Genomic DNA, 17,851 nt, shown 5'->3' on the forward strand with positions numbered 1-17,851 from the left:
AGCGACAGAAGTGTAAAAGACACACCCCGGCGCCCCCGCGGCCGCCCCGCACGCCGCCACCGCCGAGGAGCAGGCGGGCACCGCCGGACGGGCCCGCCCGCGCGGCCGCGCGCCGCGGCGGCCCAGCGGGCGCGAGCGGCACGACGAGAAGATCACCGTGTACGTGTCCGCCGAGGAGCTCATGGACCTGGAGCACACCCGGCTGGTGCTGCGCGGCGAGCACGGCCTGGCCGTGGACCGCGGGCGGATCGTCCGGGAGGCCATCGCGGTCGTCCTGGCGGACCTGGAGCAGCGCGGCGAGGCCTCCATCCTGGTGCGGCGCCTGCGCGGTCGCTGAGGGCCCCAGGGCCAGGGCCAAGGGCCCTCCGGGCCTCGGCGGGCGTCCCCGGGGCGCCCCGGGGATTCGGGCGCACGGCGTGTCGACGGCCCCGGGGCGGGGCGGGCGCCGGGGCCGGGTGAAGATGGAACGCCATGCCCAGCACCACCGAACCGCCTGCCACCACCGCGAGCCCCGGGACCGACGACGGGTCGCGGGGCGGGTTCCGGGTGCGGCTGGACAACTTCGAGGGCCCCTTCGACCTCCTGCTGGGCCTGATCGCCAAGCACCGGATGGACGTCACCGAAGTGGCGCTGGCCACCGTGACGGACGAGTTCCTCGCACACATCCGGGCCATGGGCCCGGACTGGGACCTCGACGCGGCGACCGAGTTCCTCGTCGTCGCCGCCACCCTGCTCGACCTCAAGGCCGCCCGGCTGCTGCCCGCCGCCGAGGTCGAGGACGAGGAGGACCTCGCCCTCCTGGAGGCGCGCGACATGCTGTTCGCGCGGCTGCTGCAGTACCGGGCGTACAAGCGGGCGGCCGAGGTGTTCGGGGAGCGATGGGCCGCCGAGCTGCGCCTGCGCCCGCGCACCGCCGGGCTGGAGCCGCACCACACCGAGCTGCTGCCCGAGGTGGTGATCACCATCGGCGCTGAGCGGCTCGCGCAGCTCGCGGCGAAGGCGATGGAGCCGAAGCCGGCGCCCGTCGTGTACGTGGACCACATCCACACCCCGCCGGTCAGCGTGCGCGAGCAGGCCGGGCTGGTGGCGGCCCTGCTCACGGAGCTGGGCGAGGCGTCGTTCCGGCGGCTGGTCGCGGACGCGCCGGACACCCTGGTCGTCGTGGCCCGCTTCCTCGCGCTGCTGGAGCTCTACCGCGAGCAGGCGCTCGCCTTCGAGCAGCCGGAGGCGCTCGGGGAGCTGACCGTGCGGTGGGTGGCCGAGCCGGGACGCGGCGCGGTGGAGGTCACGGACGAGTTCGACCGGCCGGCGGGGGAGAAGGAGGAGGACGGGTGACGGAGACGTCTGCGGACGGCGGCGGGCGGCCGCAACGCCGCCGGCTGGGGCTGCCCGGGCGGCCGCGGGCCGAGGAGTGGCTGGAGCCGGTCTTCGAGCTCGTGCCGGACGAGCCGGAGCGGGCCGCGGAGCCGGTGGCCGGGGCGCGCGTGGCTGAGGCGCCCATGGCGGAGCCGGTGGCTGAGGTGCGCGTGGCGGGGGCGCGTGTGGTGCACCAGAAGTCGGCTCCGCCGACTTCCGACGTGCCGGCGGTCCCGGCGGAGGCCGAGTACGCAGAGGAAGCCGGGGAGGTCGGGGCGCCCGGCGTCGGGGAGGCCGGGGCGCCCGGCGTCGGGCTGCGGGCCGAGCTAGAGGCGATCCTGATGATCGTCGAGGAACCGGTGACCGAGGACCGGCTGGCCGGCGTGCTGGAGCGGCCCCGGACCGAGATCGCCGACGCCCTGCGCGGGCTGTCCGCCGAGTACACCGCCCAGGGGCGCGGCTTCGACCTGCGGCACGTCGCCGGCGGCTGGCGCTTCTACAGCCGGGCCGCCTGCTCCCCGGCCGTCGACCGCTTCGTCCTGGACGGCCAGCAGGCCCGGCTCACCCAGGCCGCGCTGGAGACCCTGGCGGTCGTCGCCTACCGTCAGCCGGTGTCCAGATCGCGGGTCTCGGCCGTCCGTGGTGTGAACTGTGACGGCGTGATGCGTACCCTGGTACAGCGAGGACTGGTGGAAGAGGCCGGATCCGAGCCCGAAACAGGTGCGATCCTGTATCGGACGACGAACTACTTCCTGGAACGGATGGGGCTCCGCGGCCTGGACGAGCTGCCGGAGCTCGCTCCCTTCCTGCCCGAGGTCGACGACGTGGAAGCGGAGTCCCTGGAGGGCACGATGATCGCGGAGGCGGTCGCCGCCGCTGCCGCGCAGGCCGCGGACGGCAGTGGCGAGGCCGGTCGGGCTGAGCACGATCGGCAGGGGGCGGTGAGGTCGGCCGAAACGACCGCACATCCCAGACGGAACGACGTACGGACACTTTGATGCGTAGCAGTGGCAACGGCAGGAACAGCAGCGGCGGCGGAAGCGGTCGCGGCGGACAGGGCGGGGGCCGGGGCGGCGGCTCCTACGGGGGCGGCGGCGGCCGCGGCGGCTCGGGCTCGCGGGGCGGTTCGTCCGGCGGCGGTTCGTACGGCGGCGGCTCGCGGGGCGGCTCCTACGGCGGCGGCGCGGGCTCGCGCGGCGGCTCCGGCTCGTCCGGGCGGGACCCCCGCCGCGACGACCGCAGGGACGACCGGCGCGACGACCGGCGCGACGACCGCCGCTTCCCGGACCGCCCGCTGCGGCCCGAGGAGCGGCGCTACGACCGCCCCGAGTTCGGCGGCGGCCCCAACGCCACCCCCGCCCGCGGCAGCTTCGCCGGCCGGCGCCCCGGCCCGGCGCCGCGCCCGCGCCGCGAGGGCCAGGGTGCCCCGGGCGACCCGCGCCGTCAGCCGCAGCGCTCGCGCGAGCTCCAGGCCAGGATCGAGGACGCCGTCCTCGCCCGGCACGACAAGCCCGCCGTCAAGCTGCCCAAGACCTTCGGCGAGCCCGAGGGCGAGCGCCTGCAGAAGGTCCTGGCCCGGGCCGGCATCGGCAGCCGCCGCGCCTGCGAGGAGCTGATCGAGCAGGGCCGCGTCGAGGTCAACGGCAGGACCGTGACCGAGCAGGGCAAGCGCGTCGACCCGCAGAAGGACGAGATCAAGGTCGACGGCCTGACCGTCGCCACCCAGTCCTACCTGTTCTTCGCGCTCAACAAGCCGGCCGGCGTCGTCTCCACCATGGAGGACCCGGAAGGCCGCCAGTGCCTCGGCGACTACGTGACCAACCGGGAGACCCGGCTGTTCCACGTCGGCCGCCTGGACACCGAGACCGAGGGCATCATCCTGCTCACCAACCACGGCGAGCTGGCCCACCGCCTCACCCACCCCAAGTACGGCGTGACCAAGACCTACCTGGCCGCCATCCAGGGCCCGATCCCGCGCGACCTGGGCAAGCAGCTCGCCCAGGGCGTCGAGCTGGAGGACGGCTACGCCCGCGCCGACAGCTTCAAGGTCATCTCGAACGTCGGCAAGAACTACCTGGTCGAGGTCACCCTGCACGAGGGCCGCAAGCACATCGTGCGCCGGATGCTGGCCGAGGTCGGCTTCCCGGTCGAGAAGCTCGTGCGCACCCACTTCGGCCCGATCGCGCTGGGCGACCAGAAGTCGGGCTGGCTGCGCCGCCTCACCAACCCCGAGGTCGGCCAGCTGATGCACGAGGTCGGCCTGTAGGGCCCCGGTTCACCGACAGTTCTCCGGAGGGTCTCCCGCCCGTGGTGGCGGGGGACCCTCCGGCGTGTGTGTGAGCCGGGACGCACCCGCTGGTCACGGCCTTGTCAGCGCCGTGATCCGTGGCAGAGGATGGCCATCTGACCACCGCCGCGCCACGTGGCGGGAGTGCGCCAGGGCGGGCGCCGGTGGGGGCGAACAGGGGGAGACCGCGTCGTGTCCGATGCACCACTCAGCGCACTGGGACTGGCCGAGCCGGACGGGCAGGTCTACGCCGCGCTGGTGGCCAACCCGCAGTCCACCGCGGAGGACCTGGCCGAGACCTGCGGGCTGACCCTCCAGCAGAGCGTGCGCGCGCTCGACCGGCTCGCCCAGCAGGGCATGGCCACCCGCGCGCCGGTGGACCGCCAGCGCTACCTGCCGGTCGCCCCCGACGTCGCGATCGGGACCCTGATAGGCCACCGCGAGTCCGAACTGCGCCACGCGCGCGCCGAGATGCACCGGCTGATGGACGCCTTCCGGGAGGCGTCGCGCTACACCGACCCGGCGCACTCGGTCGAGGTGCTCACCGGCGGCGAGGCGATCGCCCAGCGGCTGGAGCACATCACCGAGACCAGCCAGTACCAGGTGCGCGGCTTCGACTGCCCGCCGTACATCCAGGACCCGGTGGGGCTCATGCCGACGCAGCGCGACCGGCTGCGCGAGGGGCTGCGCTTCCGGACCATCTACGACCGGGAGGCGGTCGCCTGGCCGGGTCGGCTGGAGAAGAACATCCTGGTCGGCGTCGCGGACGGCGAGGAGGCGCGGGTCCGGCCCACGCTGCCGATGAAGATGATCATCTCGGACGACCGGATGGCGATCATCCCGATCAGCGTCGGCGACAGCGTCCTCGACGCCGCCTACGTCATCCATCCCTCGGCGCTGCTCCAGGCGCTGGACACCCTGTTCGAGGCCGAGTGGGAGCGGGCCGTCCAGCTCCAGGCCGCGATCGGCGCGACGGACACGGCGCTGGAGCCGGCGGCCGACCACCGCAAGCTGCTGGGCCTGCTGGCGGCCGGCCTGACCGACGAGTCGATCGCCCGCTCGCTCGGCTGGAGCGCCCGCACCACCCAGCGCCGGCTGCAGAGCCTGATGCGGGCGCTGGGCGCCACCACCCGCTTCCAGGCCGGCATGGCGGCGCGGGAGCGCGGGTGGCTGTGAGCCCGCGGCCTGGTTCCGGGGCTCGGCTTCGGGGGCCCGGCTTCGGGGCCCGGCTCTTGCGGGCTCAGCTCCAGGGCGTGAGGGAGGCCCAGCGGCCGTCCGGGCCGCGCAGGACCTTCTCCAGGCCCACCACGGCGGACCGGTTCAGCCGGCCGTAGATGTGCGGGAACTGCACGCCGGGCGTGGCCCCGGGCGGCGGTGCGCCGTGCGGGGCCTCCCACTTGACCATCGGTTCCACCAGCGACTCCTCGATCAGCAGCACCATCAGCGGATCGGGGGCGTCGGCGAAGAAGTGGTTGGCCACCGCGAGCGCCGTCCGCTCGTCCGCCGAGCAGTGGATGAACCCGTCGGTGAGCAGCGAGGCGGCGGCGTACGGGCGGCCGGGGTCGGCCAGCCAGTCGTCCAGGGGTGCGAGGTGGAGGATCATGTTCCTTTTGTACCCGGTTCGGTCCCTCTGGTGCTGAGCGGGCTGGTGCTGATCCGGTGTCACTCCGGCGCGGGTGTCAGAGTCCGGCCACCTTCGAGGAGGCCGAGACCTCGTACACCAGCGTGACCGTCCGGCGGGCGCCCGGGCCGAGCGGCACGTCCCAGCGGACGATGCCCTCGGCGTCGAAGGCGTCCGGGGCCGGGGTGCACTCCTCCTTGCGCAGCCGCACCTCCACCGCCGACACCTCCGAGACCGGCACCCGCTCGCGGACCGTGACGACCTGCTCGTCCCGCTCCTCCGGGCCGGAGAACCGGGACAGGTGCAGCCGGACCTTCCGGGTGGTCGTCTGGCGGCCGGTGAGCCCGGCGGTGGCCTGCCGCTCCTCGGTCTCGCGGACCACCCGGTAGCCGTCCGAGCTGCCGAACGCCAGCTCGGCCTCGGCTCCGGCCGCGGTGAAGCGCAGTTCGCCCCGGCCGGTGAAGCCGCTGCCGCGGACCAGCTCGACCGGGCCGGCCAGCAGCGGGTGCCCGGCCGCGTTGCGGAACCGGACCACCTGGGTGACCAGCGGGGACAGCTCCGGCGCGCACGCGTACTCGCTGCTCGCCGGTGCGTCGAAGCCGCCCAGCGGCACCCGGTGCGCCCGGCCGTCGGACGGCACGGTGGCCGGGGCGGGCGCGGGCAGCACCCGGACCTCGCCGCCGTCGTCCACGCCCGGCACGGCGGCGTCCGGGGCGAGCGTGCCGACCGTCTCCTCGCGCAGCTCGACCTCGACCGTCCGGCGCTCCTCGGTGGTGCGCTCGCGCAGCATCAGGACGTCCTCGGTGATCGCGGGCGGGGCGGTCGCGAGGGCGGAGCGGGCGGTGGAGAAGGTGAGCCGCGCGCCGGTCCAGTCCTCGCCGGTGCGCTGCCAGACGACGGCCTCCGACTCCAGGCGCAGGCTCCCGCCGGCGAGGGTGGCGCGGTAGGACGGGCGCCAGAGCGCGCACGGCACCAGGTGGCTGACGGTCAGCGTGCCGGGGCCGGCCGAGGCGGCCTCGACGGTGAGGTCCAGGTGGGCGACCAGCTCGGCCGGCTCCTCCTCGGCCTCGTCGAGCGCGGTCAGCGCCTGCGAGCGCTCCTCCTCCAGGCGGCGCAGCCGGGAGCGGGTGGCGCGCAGTTCCTCGCCGTGGCGCTCGCGCTCGGCGTCCACCCGGTCCAGCTCGCGCGTCCAGCGGGCGCGTTCGACCTCGCCGACGCCGGCGCCCTCGCCGACCTCGCGCAGGAGGTCGGCGGAGAGCTGGGCGAGCAGCGCCAGCCGGGCCTCCAGGCGGGCGCGGGCCTGGTCGGTCAGCCGGGTCTCGGCGTCCAGTTCGTGCAGCCGGTGGCGCAGTTCGGAGTCCTCCGGGCCCGGCGGCTGCGGGGAGCGCGGGGTCCAGCTGCGCACCAGGCGGGCGTCCAGGACGCGGCTGCCGGGGGTGCCGCTCTCGGCGCGCAGGGTGCGGTCCACGGCGAGCGCGGTGAGCGGGCCCAGGCGCAGGCGCTGGACGCCCGCGACGAGGTCGACCGTCGTCGTGCGCTCGACCTGGCTGCGGTCCTCCAGGCAGGTGACGGCGGTGACGGGGAGGGGGATGGTTCCGGTCATTCTCAGTTCCTCCGGTTTCCGCCGACGATGGCCTTTCCGGCCGGGATCTTGATCTGGTAGCCGCCGTCGAGCTCGGCGCGCCCGCCTGGGGGCAGTTCGACCCGCCAGAGTCGGCTGCTGGGCGGGCACTCCGGGGTCGGGACCGTCGGGGCGTGCCAGTCGGCGCGCTCCTCGATCCGGATCTCGGCGTCGGAGGAGACCGGCACGCGCTCGCGGACCTCGACGGTGACGGCCCGGCCGAGCCGGTTCGCCAGTTCGACGTGCACCCGGTGGTCGAGCACGGTGCTGTTGTTCAGCACGTTCAGCTTGCCCGCGGCGGCCTCGTGCAGCTCGGTGCGGCGCGCCACCTCGATGCTCTCGGTGACGCCGATGCCCACCCGCCGCACTCCGCCGGGGGCGAGCGTGGGCAGGGCGGCGGTGAGCAGGAACTCGTCGTCCACGGTGACCTCGACCGGGCCGGCCAGGACGGCGCGGTCGGTGCGGTTGGCGAGGACGAGCGTCGCGTACACCTTCTCCTCGACGGCGGGGACGGTGACGTACTCGGGGCGGACGGACAGCGGGATCTCGTCCACCGTGACGGTGTGCCAGGTGCCGTCGGACGGGATGTCGGCGGGGGCGGCGGCGTCGAAGCGGTGGTCGAAGGAGCCGGCCGAGACGCGCGGCGCCACGGCGTGCCGGGGCAGGCGCAGGCCGCGCACGCGGCCGAGGCCGCCGAGGGCGCCGGGGTTGCCGGGGCCCGTGTCCGGGGCGGCGGCGGGCGGGCGGAGGGTGCCGCGGCGGGCGGCGGGCTCGTCGGGGCCGGCCAGGACGAGCTCAGGGTAGTCGAGCAGGGCCGCGGCGGGGGTGAGGCCGCCGTGGGCCGTCGGCGGGCCGTCGTTCCAGACGTCGGCGGATTCGACGGCGCCGGCGCGCTTGCGGTGGGCCATCCGCTTCATGGCCTCGGGCGGTGCGGACCGGGCGGCCGGGGCGGCTCCGGGCACGGGCGCCGGGGCGCCGAAGGCGGCGGGGGCGGGGCCGCCGGGCGCGACCGGTGCCGGGGGCCCCGACTGGGGGACCGGAGCGCCGCCGTAGCCGGCGAAGCCGGGGCCGGGCGGGGGCGGCGATGCGGGCAGCGGGTAGTCGCCGTCGGCGGCGTCCAGGGTGCCGCCGCCGCGCCCGCTCACACCGTACGGACTGCCGCCGGGGCGAGCGGCGCGTCCCGGGCGGCCGGGCGGCGCGGGCTGGGGCGCGGACGGGCGGGGCTGTTGCAGCCAGGCCGGGGGGCTGGGCATCGGCGCCGAGACGGCGAGCGGGCCGCCGCCGCGGGGCCGGGGCCTGCCGGGCAGCTCGTCGGCCGCGTCGTAGCCGGAGAACAGGTCGGACAGACCGCTCGGGGGCTCGCGCCAGCCGGACGGCGGCGGCGCGGGCTGGCTGCGGCCGATCCGCAGCGAGCGCAGCCTGGGCAGGTCGGTGCGGCGGTCGAGGTCCGCGGTGGACAGCGCGAGGCGGACGCCCGTCCAGTCCTCGCCGGTCTGCTGGGCGACGGAGGCGCGCAGGACGAGGCGGCCGGTGTCGGCGCCGTGCCGGTAGGACAGCCGGTAGGCGGGGATCCAGCGGGCGGCGGCGACGCCGTACTCCAGCTCGATCTCCAGGTGGGCGGGGGTGGCGGGGGTGATGGGGGTGGGTGTGGCGGTGGCCGGTTCGTCGGCGGTGGGGGTGCCGGCGGGGGTGGGTGCGGCCGTGGACGGTTCGCCGGCGGTGGCCGGGGCGGTCGTCAGAGTGAGCAGGACGGTGGTGGCCGTCTCCACCGGGTGGGACGGTCCTGCGGTGGACGCGCGCTCCAGCCGGTCGTTGATCAACTCGCAGGCATGGTCAGCGAGTTCGATCTCCCGGGTGAGCTGCTCGGCGCGCGCCTGGAGCCCGGCCAGCCGCTCGTCGACGAACTCGGCCAGCTCCAGCCACGCGTCGGCGGGGGTGCGGCGCAGGACTTCGTCGGGCCGCCGCCGCTGCGGCGGCACCGCGCGCAGGTCGCTCGTCTCGGCGATCGACGCGAGGACCAGGCGGTGGCGTTCGACGAGGGCGCTCAGGTGCTCCCTGGCCTCGTCCAATTCCCGTCGGAGGGAGGGGAGTTCGGACTCGTCGCGGATCTCGGCGAGCTGCTCCACGCGCGCCTCGGTCACGGCCGTGCCGGCCGGGCCGGCGAGCACCCGGGCGCGCAGCGAGCGGCCGTCCAGCGTGCGGGGCAGGCCCGTCAGCCGCAGGCGGCCGTCGGCCGGGACGGGCACGGTGGCCCGGCGGCGGCAGACCGCGCCCTCGGCGTACACCACGACCGAGTCGAGGACCGACGGGTGCGCCGGTACGGCCGCCGGTTTCCGCCGCTGGACCTCGCCACTGTGCTGATCGTCCATGCGCAACCCCTTCGTTCGCGTCCTGCCGCCTGCGCCGACGGTCTCTGCTCGGGCGGCCAGTCTGCCCCGCTTCCGGGCGGGCGTCTCCGGAATTCGCCCGCGCGGTGGCGTGTGCACTCTGTGGGACGGGGGCCGGGTGTCGGCGGTTCTGTCCGGTGGTGGGGTGGGTCGCTGTGGTGGTGGGGTGGTTCTGTCCGGTGGTGGGGTGGGTCGCTGTGGTGGCGGGGTGGTTCTGTCCGGTGGTGGGACGGGTCGCTGTGGTGGCGGGGTGGGTGGTGGGCGCGAGGGCGGGGGCCATGCGAGAGGATGGGGCGAGCACACCCCGGCCCGCCGGCCAGGCCCGTGAACAGGCCCGTGAAGGAGAGCGACCCGCCATGCGCACTGCCGTCGTCGTCGGCACCGGACTCATCGGCACCTCCGCCGCCCTCGCCCTGACCGGCCGCGGGCTGACCGTCCACCTGGAGGACGCCGACCCGGACGCCGCCCGCACGGCCGCCTCGCTCGGCGCGGGCACCACCGAACCCGCCGACGGCCCGGTCGACCTCGCGGTCATCGCCGTCCCGCCCGCGCTGGTCGGCAAGGTGCTCGCCGACTGCCAGCGCCGCAACCTGGCCCGCTGGTACACCGACGTTGCGAGCGTCAAGGAGGGCCCGCGGGCCGAGGTCGCCGCGCTCGGCTGCGACACCGTCCACTACATCGGCAGCCACCCGATGGCCGGCCGTGAGCGCTCCGGCCCGCTGGCCGCCCGCGCCGACCTCTTCGAGGGCCGGCCCTGGGTGCTCACCCCCACCGCCGACACCGACACCGAGACGCTCAATGCCGCCCTGGAGCTCGTCGCGCTGTGCGGCGCGATGCCGATCGTCATGGACGCCGCCGCGCACGACCGGGCGGTCGCACTCGTGTCGCACGCCCCGCAGCTGGTGTCCTCGCTGGTCGCCGCCCGGCTGGAGCACGCCGACGAGACGGCGATAAGGCTCTCCGGGCAGGGCGTCCGGGACGTCACCCGGATCGCCGCCTCCAACCCCGGCATGTGGGTCGACATCCTCTCCGCCAACGCGGGCGCCGTCGCCGACATCCTGGAGGAGGTCGCCGCGGACCTCGGCGAGACCGTCACCGCGCTGCGCGCCCTGGACGCCGCCGAGGAGGCCGAACGCCGCTCGGGCGCGGCCGGCATCGAGGCCGTCATGCGGCGCGGCAACACCGGGCAGGCCCGCATCCCGGGCAAGCACGGCGCGCCGCCCACCCGGTACGAGACCGTGTCGGTCGTCCTCGGCGACCAGCCCGGCGAGCTCGGCCGCCTCTTCGGCGAGGTCGGCGCGGCCGGGGTCAACATCGAGGACGTCGTCATCGAGCACTCCGACGGGCAGCAGGTCGGCTTCGTCCAGCTGTCCGTCGCCCCGGCGGCCGTGAAGCCGCTGACGGCGGCGCTGCGGGCGAGCGGGTGGAGCGTGCGGGACTGAGGGCCCTGGAAGAGCGGGCAGAGCGTGCGGGGCCGAGGGGCGCGGGGGAGCTGTCGTGATCGTCGAGATACCACTCGGTGAAGGCCAGGAGCCGGGCGACGTGGGGGAGTTGGACGTCGTCGGGAACGACGCGTTCCTGGCGGCCGTGGTGGGTGGGGAGTTCCGCCTCCACCACCGCAGTGCGGTCTCGTTGCTGGCCGCCCCGGCGGAACGGCAGCGGCCGGCCGGGGACGAGCCGACGTGGAGCCTGCTGCTGCGGGCGGCGCACGTCGCGTTCTGCGGGCACCTGCCGCTGAGCCTGTCGCCGGACGTGCTCTGGTACGCGGTGGTGCACGAGGTGGCCGTCCACGTGCGCCTGAACGCGGACCTGTACGCGGGGGTGTTCGGCGCGGACCCGTCGGGGGAGAAGCGTCCGATCGTCGTCCGGGACAACTCCCTGCTGGGCCCGGAGCCGGACTGGGCCGCGTCGATCCGCCTGGTGCGCGAGCCGCTGGCGGAGGCGGTGGGGGCGGAACTCGTCGAGCTGTTCCGGCCGGACTTCTCGACGACCACGCCGGACGACGTCTCGTCCGTGCTGGTCGCGCTGATGGACGTCGTCAGCCCCTACTACGAGTTCCGGTGGGAGACGCTGTGCGGCATCCCCCGGGTCCGCCTGGAGGGGACCGCGAACGACTGGGCGCTGCTGGCGGAGCGGGTCGGCGAGCTGGCGCCGTGGTTCGAGCCGCTCGCGCCCTGGTTCGCGGAGCTGCGCCCGGTGCTGAGGGTCCTGGCGCGGACGGCGGCCGGCTGGCCGGTGGACCAGGAGTTCTGGCGCTCGCTGTACAAGTGGCGGTCGGACTCCGGCGGGGACCTCGTCTCCGGGTGGATCACGGCCTTCTTCGCCCACACCCGGAGGCCCTCCGGTCCGGAGCCGCGGACGGTCTTCGGGTGGCGGGGGCTGTCCTTCGAGGAGAACGCCTTTCCGTCGCACGTCTCGACGGTGCCCTTCGCGTGGGGCAGGCCGGACGGGCAGCTCACGATGGCCTTCCTGGGCGGGGTGCTCGGCATCGAGCGGGACGGCGAGTACGTCCGGCCCCGGCTGGGGAACGCGGTCGTGGAGCTGCTGGGGCGGTAGGGCCGTCGGGGCGGTCGGGCCTGGCGGGGCGGGGGCCCGCGCCGGTCCATTAACCTTGAGGGAGACAATCCCCGGCCGCATGCCTGTTCAACGCCTGCCCACTGGCCGTCCAGGCGCCGGATCCCATGCTCAGAGAGAGGTTCGACCCCGTGGACACTGCCGACCGAGCGCACGCCCCGGTCGTCGTCGCCATCGACGGACCCTCCGGTTCGGGCAAGTCGACCGTCTCGCGCGCCGTGGCCGCCCGGCTGGGCCTGAGCTTCCTGGACACCGGTGCCATGTACCGGGCGATGACCTGGTGGATGCTGGCCAACGACGTCGACACGGACGACGCGGAGGCGGTGGCCGTCGCGTGCGGCAAGCCGGTGATCGTGTCGGGGACGGACGCCGACGGGCCCACCATCACCGTGGACGGGCAGGACGTGTCCGGCCCGATCCGCGGCCCCGAGGTGACGGCGCGGGTCAGCGCCGTGTCCGCGGTGCCGGCGGTGCGCACCCGGCTGGTCGAGCTGCAGCGCGGCTGCGCCGGGGTCGCCGAGCGCGGCATCGTCGCGGAGGGCCGGGACATGGGGACCGTGGTGTTCCCGGACGCCACCGTCAAGATCTTCCTGACCGCCTCCGAGACCGCCCGTGCCGAGCGCCGGGCGGCCGAGCTGCGCGCCAAGGGCGTCGACGAGGCGACCATCACCGCGATGGCCGCCGACCTCGCCCGCCGGGACGCCGCCGACTCCTCCCGGAAGACGGCCCCGCTGACCCAGGCCGCCGACGCGGTCCTCGTGGACACCAGCGACCTCACGCTGGAGCAGGTCATCGGGCGGATCGTCGCCCTGGTGGAGGAGCGGGCCGGCCTGTCGTCGGTGTGATCCTTCATGGGGGTGGCCCGCCGGGCTCCGGCCCCGGGTGATCCCGAACGAACTGCGGCACCGCCGAGGTGCCGCAGGAGAAGTACTCGCGCTGCCCCGAGCGGGGCAGGTACGCACGGCGCGCCCCTGGGAAGGGCCGGGCCGGGAAACGGAACAGACGAACATGACCGCAGAGCACGCCACCGGCCACGGTGAGCTGGACGACGCCGAGTACGCCGAGTTCATGGCCCTCGCCGCCGAAGAGGGCTTCGACCTCGACGACGTGTACGGCCTCGACGCCGCCGAGCACCTCCGGCTGCCGGTGCTGGCCATCGTCGGCCGCCCGAACGTCGGCAAGTCGACCCTCGTGAACCGCATCATCGGCCGCCGCGAGGCCGTCGTCGAGGACAAGCCGGGCGTCACCCGCGACCGGGTCAGCTACGAGGCCAGCTGGAACGGCCGCCGCTTCAAGGTCGTCGACACCGGCGGCTGGGAGATCGACGTCCTCGGCATCGACGCGATGGTGGCCGCCCAGGCCGAGCTCGGCATCGAGCAGGCCGACGCGGTGCTGTTCGTCGTCGACGCCACCGTCGGCGCCACCGACACCGACGAGGCCCTGATCAAGATCATCCGCCGGGCCGGCAAGCCGACCGTCCTGTGCGCCAACAAGGTCGACGGCCAGTCCACCGAGGCCGAGGCCGCCTACCTGTGGTCCCTCGGCCTGGGCGAGCCGTACCCCGTCTCGGCCCTCCACGGCCGCGGCTCCGGCGACCTGCTCGACGCCGTCATGGCCGCCTTGCCCGAGGCCCCGCCGCAGACCTTCGGCGGCGCCGCCCCCGGCGGCCCGCGCCGCGTCGCGCTGATCGGGCGCCCGAACGTCGGCAAGTCCAGCCTGCTCAACAAGGTCGCCGGCGAGGAGCGCGTCGTCGTCAACGAGCTGGCCGGCACCACCCGCGACCCGGTCGACGAGATGATCGAACTCGGCGGCAAGACCTGGAAGTTCGTCGACACGGCCGGCATCCGCCGCCGCGTCCACCTCACCGCCGGCGCCGACTTCTACGCCTCGCTGCGCACCGCCTCCGCGCTGGAGAAGGCCGAGGTCGCGGTCGTCCTGATCGACGCCAGCGAGACCCTGGCCGAGCAGGACACCCGCATCATCTCGATGGCCGTCGAGGCCGGGCGCGCCGTCGTCATCGCCTACAACAAGTGGGACCAGCTCGACGAGGAGCGCCGCTACTACCTGGAGCGCGAGATCGAGCGCGACCTCGTCCAGGTGCAGTGGGCCCCGCGCGTCAACGTCTCGGCCAAGACCGGCCGGCACATGGAGAGGCTCGTCCCGGCGATCGAGACCGCGCTGGACGGCTGGGAGACCCGCATCCCGACCGCCCGCCTGAACGCCTTCCTCGGCGAGCTCGTCGCCTCCCACCCGCACCCGATCCGCGGCGGCAAGCAGCCGCGCATCCTGTTCGGCACCCAGGCGGGCTCCCGTCCGCCGCGCTTCGTGCTGTTCGCCTCGGGCTTCCTGGAGGCGGGCTACCGCCGCTTCATCGAGCGCCGGCTGCGCGAGGAGTTCGGCTTCGTCGGGACGCCGATCTCGATCTCGGTGCGCGTGCGGGAGAAGCGCAACAAGAAGAAGTAGTAGTCGCACCGGCACCGCTTGGTGCGTGGGGCCGTAGGCGCCCGCGCACCTTCGCGAGTGAGGGCCTCGTCGCTTCGGCGGCGGGGCCCTCGGTCGTTCGGTGGTGCCTGGTCGGGTCGTTCGGTGGTGCCCGGTGGTGCCCGGTGGTGCCCGGCCCGGTTCGGGCGGCGGGTCAGTGGTGGTCGCCCATGCGGCCCGGCGGGAGGGACAGCATCTGCCGGTGCCGTCCGCCGGCGGCGGCGGACGGGGCCGTGCCCATCATCGGGGACGGGACCGGGGGCGGCGCGGGCATCGGGTGGGGCACCTGGCCCGACGAGCCGAGGAAGCCGGCGGCCACCCATCCCTGGCCGTTGGTGAACTGCGGTGCGGGCTGGACCTGGTGGCCGTTCGGCTGGTGGTGCCCGCCGGGGTGGTGGTTCGTGATGTGGTGATGGCCGGTGGCGTGGGGGCCGACCGGGTGGTTTCCGGTGGTCTGGTGCCCGGTGCTGTGGTGTCCGGTGGTGTGGTGTCCCGTCGGGTGGTGGCCGGTGGCGTGCTGCATGGCCTGTCCGTAGCCGTCGCTCGTGGGGTTGGCGGGGTGCGGGTTCGCCTGCTGGGCGGGCATGAACTGCGGCAGGCCCGCCGCCTGGCCCCCGTAGGTCTGGAACGCCTGCTGCTGCGGGTACGACCGCGGGTCCACCGGTAGCGGGTACCCCTCCCGGATCGCGAAGCCGGTGAACTTCAGGTCCTCCTCGCCCGACCGGTCGCCCGGCAGCGCGCGGAACAGCCGCCGGTACTCGGAGTACAGCTCGTCGTAGATCGGCGTCGTCGAGTGGGGGTGCTCGGCGTCGTACGACGGGCGCATGCCCGGGATCGATCGGGGGACGGTGGCGGTCCTGCCGGGGGTCGCGGAGACGTCGTAGCTGTACACACAGGGGCCAACGAGCGAAGTCGTCCGGGGATGCGGGGTCGGGGGACCCGGCCGGAAGGTGGCCTATGCCGATCGGAGGGCCGCCTTCCGGCCGTGGGGGCGTCGGGCCGGGGTGGTACGGGGTGCTGCGGGGTGCTGCGGGGTGCTGCGGCGTGCTGCGGCGTGCTGCGGTGTGGGGTGGTCGATGCGCGGGGGCGCGGGCCGGGCGGCGCGGTGGGGTGGGGTGGCGTGGGGTGGCGTGGGGCGGGGGTACGGCTCAGGTGCCGGCGAGCGGGAGGGAGGCGGCGACGACCCGGCCCATCGACACCGCGCGCTCCAGCGCCTGGCGGAGCAGGTCCTCGCGCGGCTGTCGGCCGACCGTCCCGGCCGGTACGGCGTACATCGTCACCTCGGACAGCTGACTCGCGGCCAGCCGCCACGCGTCCGTCACCTGGAGCGGCTGGTGCGCCTGCCACCAGCCGGTGCTGCCGCCCGCCGCCGCGGGCTGCAGGATCGCGTGCAGCTTGCCCATGGCCACCAGGACCGACCAGCCCGGGAGTTGGTCGGGCGTCTCGTCGAGGTCGGCGACGGGCTGGAAGCCGGCGTCCTGGAGCAGGTCGAGGAACTCGTCCTCGCCGGTGGTGTTGCCCGGCCGGCCGACCGGCCCGGTCGGCTCGACCACGAGCGACGCGTGACCGACCTTGCCGTGCAGCACCAGGCCGCAGGTGATGCCGAGGATGGCGGCCTGGCCGGGGGCGCTGGGCCGGTCGTCGGCGACCGGTGCGCCGAGCGCCGGGGTGGTCGCCGCGGGGACCGGGGCGGTGGGCGTCACCACGGCGGACGGCGCGGGCGCGTTGACGGCGGGGAGGCCCGGCGTGTCGGTCTGGGCCTGGTTGATGCTGCGGACGGCTCCGGCCAGCTGCTCCTCCGCCACCGGCACCACCTGGGACGGGATGCAGCGGGCGTGGGCGAAGGCGAGCACGGCGGTCTCGTCTCCCACGAACAGCACCGTGCTGGTGGGGTCCGAGTAGGTGTCACCGGGAGTGCGGCAGGAGGTGCACTCGTAGCTGTCGGGTGCGCGGTCGCCGCCGAGGAGGCGGTCGGCCTCGTCGTCGCCGATCTCGGACCGGACCTCGTCGCTGACGTCGAGCATGCGCGGCACAGGGTCTCCTGGAGTGGGTCTTGATTGCGGTTACGGGGAGGTCGCCATAACCAACGGACCCCTGTGTCAGGCGTCACGGGTGGTCGTCGAGGCTGACGGGAATTGCCCCGGATCCGACCGCAGTGCGTGTTCCTGTGGTCGCAATGTGTCGATGTCGTGGGCGGGCCTGCCGGAATGAAACCGTGAGGTAGGTCACCCGGCCTGGATGTTTGATCTTGGAAGTAGTGGCCAAAACGGACAATTCGGGCAGGATTGTGTTGTCGTTACCGCTGGTAACCCTTGCGTGAGCTGGGCAGACCGTTCGAGTTTTGGTTTCCCCGCCGACCGCCTCGTAGCTTCTTGGACGGCGCAACGAGCGCCACCCGGGTTCACCCCCGACGCACAGCCCGCCGGTCCCGCACCGGCAGCGGCACGTGCCCGCCGACGCGACCGCTCGAACAGGTCGTCGGCGAGCGGCTGGGTGGCCGGGGCGGCAGCGGCACGTCCGACACGTGCACGGCCGTCCGACGGACGCGGCAAGGAACGCGGCCCCTTCCAGGGCCTGGTTCCGCCTGCCCGCCCGGGGCTGTCGAGAGGAACCCCATGACCTTCCGTCACGAGACCGCCGCTGCCACCACCTCCACCGCCACCAAGCGCAACCGCGTGCGCATGGCGGTCGTCGCGGGCGCCGCCGTCGCGGCCCTGCCGGTGGCCGGCCTCGTCACGGCCACCTCGGCCTCCGCCGCCCCCGTCTCCACCTGGGACGCCGTCGCCCAGTGCGAGAGCGGCGGCAACTGGGCCATCAACACTGGCAACGGCTTCTACGGCGGCCTGCAGTTCACCTCCAGCACCTGGGCCGCCTTCGGCGGCACCGCCTACGCCTCGCAGGCCAACCAGGCCACCAAGGCGCAGCAGATCTCCGTCGCGGAGAAGGTCCTCGCCTCGCAGGGCCCGGGCGCCTGGCCCGTGTGCTCCGCCAAGGCCGGCCTAACCAAGGGCGGGGCCCCGGCCGCCGTCGACACCTCGGCCGGCGCGAACACCGCCAAGCCGACCGCTCCGGCCGCGAAGCCGGCTGCTCCGGCTGCCAAGCCGGCTGCTCCGGCCGCTCCGGCCGCGAAGCCCACCCAGGCCCCGAAGGCCGACGCCGCCGTGAAGGCCGCGCCGAAGGCCGACAAGGGCGCGCAGTCCTGGAACCGCTCGAACGACGCCAAGCCCGTCGCTCCGGCTGCTCCGGCTGCTCCGGCCAAGGGTGGCAGCTACACCGTCAAGTCCGGTGACACGCTGAGCGCCATCGCCGCCGCGCAGGGCCTCGACTGGCACGACCTGTACAAGAACAACGCCAAGGTCGTCGGCGGCAACCCGGACCTGATCTTCCCGGGCCAGGTCCTGAGCATCTGACGTAGATCGGTGTGACCCCCCCCCGCGGGGGCGCCCCGGGGCCGGCCCGGCCCCCGCGGGGCCCGCCCGCGCCCCCCGGGGCGGCCGCCCGGGGGAGCGCACAGAAGGCGCTCG

At 75.0% G+C, this 17,851-nt stretch carries 14 protein-coding genes and 1 pseudogene; 10 read left to right on the forward strand and 5 right to left on the reverse strand.

Translation table 11 applies throughout. From position 1 onward, the window contains the following. Nucleotides 1-40 precede the first annotated feature (40 nt). From ACFV4F_RS04410 to ACFV4F_RS04430, 5 genes and pseudogenes are all read left to right on the forward strand, one after another. A pseudogene (locus ACFV4F_RS04410) lies at nucleotides 41-337 on the forward strand (hypothetical protein); the annotation flags it as partial. Nucleotides 338-471: 134 nt separating this feature from the next. Next, nucleotides 472-1,335 (forward strand): segregation and condensation protein A, encoded by an 864-nt coding sequence (locus ACFV4F_RS04415; protein ID WP_380446359.1) that lies wholly within the window; start codon nucleotides 472-474, stop codon nucleotides 1,333-1,335. A gap of 362 nt (nucleotides 1,336-1,697) precedes the next feature. Then, on the forward strand, nucleotides 1,698-2,354 hold the full coding sequence (locus tag ACFV4F_RS04420; RefSeq protein ID WP_380446365.1) for an SMC-Scp complex subunit ScpB: 657 nt from the start codon (nucleotides 1,698-1,700) through the stop codon (nucleotides 2,352-2,354). Further along, on the forward strand, nucleotides 2,354-3,622 hold the full coding sequence (locus ACFV4F_RS04425; protein WP_380500394.1) for a pseudouridine synthase: 1,269 nt from the start codon (nucleotides 2,354-2,356) through the stop codon (nucleotides 3,620-3,622). The genes ACFV4F_RS04420 and ACFV4F_RS04425 overlap by 1 nt, the downstream gene beginning before the upstream one ends. A 213-nt stretch (nucleotides 3,623-3,835) precedes the next feature. Beyond that, nucleotides 3,836-4,819, forward strand: a complete 984-nt coding sequence (locus tag ACFV4F_RS04430; RefSeq protein WP_380445377.1) for a helix-turn-helix domain-containing protein — start codon at nucleotides 3,836-3,838, stop codon at nucleotides 4,817-4,819. 64 nt (nucleotides 4,820-4,883) lie between these two features. Here the strand turns inward: ACFV4F_RS04430 and ACFV4F_RS04435 are convergent, their stop codons facing one another. The 3 genes from ACFV4F_RS04435 to ACFV4F_RS04445 form a co-directional block, all read right to left on the reverse strand. After that, complete coding sequence (locus tag ACFV4F_RS04435; protein ID WP_380445376.1) at nucleotides 4,884-5,246, reverse strand: DUF952 domain-containing protein; 363 nt, start codon at nucleotides 5,244-5,246, stop codon at nucleotides 4,884-4,886. Nucleotides 5,247-5,322: 76 nt separating this feature from the next. Then, a complete protein-coding gene (locus tag ACFV4F_RS04440) occupies nucleotides 5,323-6,867 on the reverse strand; it encodes a mucoidy inhibitor MuiA family protein (protein ID WP_380500395.1) in 1,545 nt (514 codons plus the stop codon). 2 nt (nucleotides 6,868-6,869) lie between these two features. After that, nucleotides 6,870-9,254: a DUF4139 domain-containing protein gene (locus ACFV4F_RS04445; RefSeq protein ID WP_380500396.1), complete on the reverse strand. Its 2,385-nt coding sequence runs from the start codon at nucleotides 9,252-9,254 to the stop codon at nucleotides 6,870-6,872. 374 nt (nucleotides 9,255-9,628) lie between these two features. Here ACFV4F_RS04445 and ACFV4F_RS04450 point away from each other — a divergent pair, with 374 nt between their 5' ends. From ACFV4F_RS04450 to der, 4 genes are all read left to right on the forward strand, one after another. Next, complete coding sequence (locus ACFV4F_RS04450; RefSeq protein ID WP_380445373.1) at nucleotides 9,629-10,714, forward strand: prephenate dehydrogenase; 1,086 nt, start codon at nucleotides 9,629-9,631, stop codon at nucleotides 10,712-10,714. A gap of 55 nt (nucleotides 10,715-10,769) precedes the next feature. Next, the gene (locus tag ACFV4F_RS04455; protein ID WP_380500397.1) at nucleotides 10,770-11,828 is read left to right on the forward strand and encodes a DUF4419 domain-containing protein; all 1,059 of its coding nucleotides are present in this window, start codon (nucleotides 10,770-10,772) and stop codon (nucleotides 11,826-11,828) included. Nucleotides 11,829-11,953: 125 nt separating this feature from the next. Then, nucleotides 11,954-12,691 carry a (d)CMP kinase gene (cmk, locus tag ACFV4F_RS04460; RefSeq protein ID WP_359965486.1) on the forward strand — a complete coding sequence of 246 codons (738 nt, stop codon included), beginning with the start codon at nucleotides 11,954-11,956 and terminating at the stop codon, nucleotides 12,689-12,691. A 163-nt stretch (nucleotides 12,692-12,854) separates the two neighbouring features. Beyond that, nucleotides 12,855-14,309: a ribosome biogenesis GTPase Der gene (gene der, locus ACFV4F_RS04465; protein WP_380497618.1), complete on the forward strand. Its 1,455-nt coding sequence runs from the start codon at nucleotides 12,855-12,857 to the stop codon at nucleotides 14,307-14,309. 172 nt (nucleotides 14,310-14,481) lie between these two features. Here the strand turns inward: der and ACFV4F_RS04470 are convergent, their stop codons facing one another. Together ACFV4F_RS04470 and ACFV4F_RS04475 are read right to left on the reverse strand one after the other, a co-directional pair. Next, a complete protein-coding gene (locus ACFV4F_RS04470; RefSeq protein WP_380500398.1) occupies nucleotides 14,482-15,219 on the reverse strand; it encodes a hypothetical protein in 738 nt (245 codons plus the stop codon). Nucleotides 15,220-15,475: 256 nt separating this feature from the next. Then, nucleotides 15,476-16,360 carry a hypothetical protein gene (locus ACFV4F_RS04475; RefSeq protein WP_380500399.1) on the reverse strand — a complete coding sequence of 295 codons (885 nt, stop codon included), beginning with the start codon at nucleotides 16,358-16,360 and terminating at the stop codon, nucleotides 15,476-15,478. A 582-nt stretch (nucleotides 16,361-16,942) separates the two neighbouring features. On the opposite strand from ACFV4F_RS04475, the gene ACFV4F_RS04480 reads away from it, so the two are divergent. Further along, complete coding sequence (locus tag ACFV4F_RS04480; RefSeq protein ID WP_380500400.1) at nucleotides 16,943-17,737, forward strand: transglycosylase family protein; 795 nt, start codon at nucleotides 16,943-16,945, stop codon at nucleotides 17,735-17,737. Nucleotides 17,738-17,851 lie beyond the last annotated feature (114 nt).

The sequence above is a fragment of the Kitasatospora sp. NPDC059722 genome (genome assembly GCF_042733235.1).
Lineage (GTDB): Bacteria > Actinomycetota > Actinomycetes > Streptomycetales > Streptomycetaceae > Kitasatospora.

Bases quoted from the DNA above. Each gene is read 5' to 3' on its own strand.
- ACFV4F_RS04415 (WP_380446359.1), top strand. From the start codon at position 472: ATGCCCAGCACCACCGAACCGCCTGCCACCACCGCGAGCCCCGGGACC.
- cmk (WP_359965486.1), top strand. From the start codon at position 11,954: ATGCTCAGAGAGAGGTTCGACCCCGTGGACACTGCCGACCGAGCGCAC.
- ACFV4F_RS04420 (WP_380446365.1), top strand. From the start codon at position 1,698: ATGATCGTCGAGGAACCGGTGACCGAGGACCGGCTGGCCGGCGTGCTG.
- ACFV4F_RS04445 (WP_380500396.1), bottom strand. From the start codon at position 9,254: ATGGACGATCAGCACAGTGGCGAGGTCCAGCGGCGGAAACCGGCGGCC.
- ACFV4F_RS04450 (WP_380445373.1), top strand. From the start codon at position 9,629: ATGCGCACTGCCGTCGTCGTCGGCACCGGACTCATCGGCACCTCCGCC.
- ACFV4F_RS04440 (WP_380500395.1), bottom strand. From the start codon at position 6,867: ATGACCGGAACCATCCCCCTCCCCGTCACCGCCGTCACCTGCCTGGAG.
- ACFV4F_RS04480 (WP_380500400.1), top strand. From the start codon at position 16,943: ATGACCTTCCGTCACGAGACCGCCGCTGCCACCACCTCCACCGCCACC.
- ACFV4F_RS04425 (WP_380500394.1), top strand. From the start codon at position 2,354: ATGCGTAGCAGTGGCAACGGCAGGAACAGCAGCGGCGGCGGAAGCGGT.
- ACFV4F_RS04435 (WP_380445376.1), bottom strand. From the start codon at position 5,246: ATGATCCTCCACCTCGCACCCCTGGACGACTGGCTGGCCGACCCCGGC.
- der (WP_380497618.1), top strand. From the start codon at position 12,855: ATGACCGCAGAGCACGCCACCGGCCACGGTGAGCTGGACGACGCCGAG.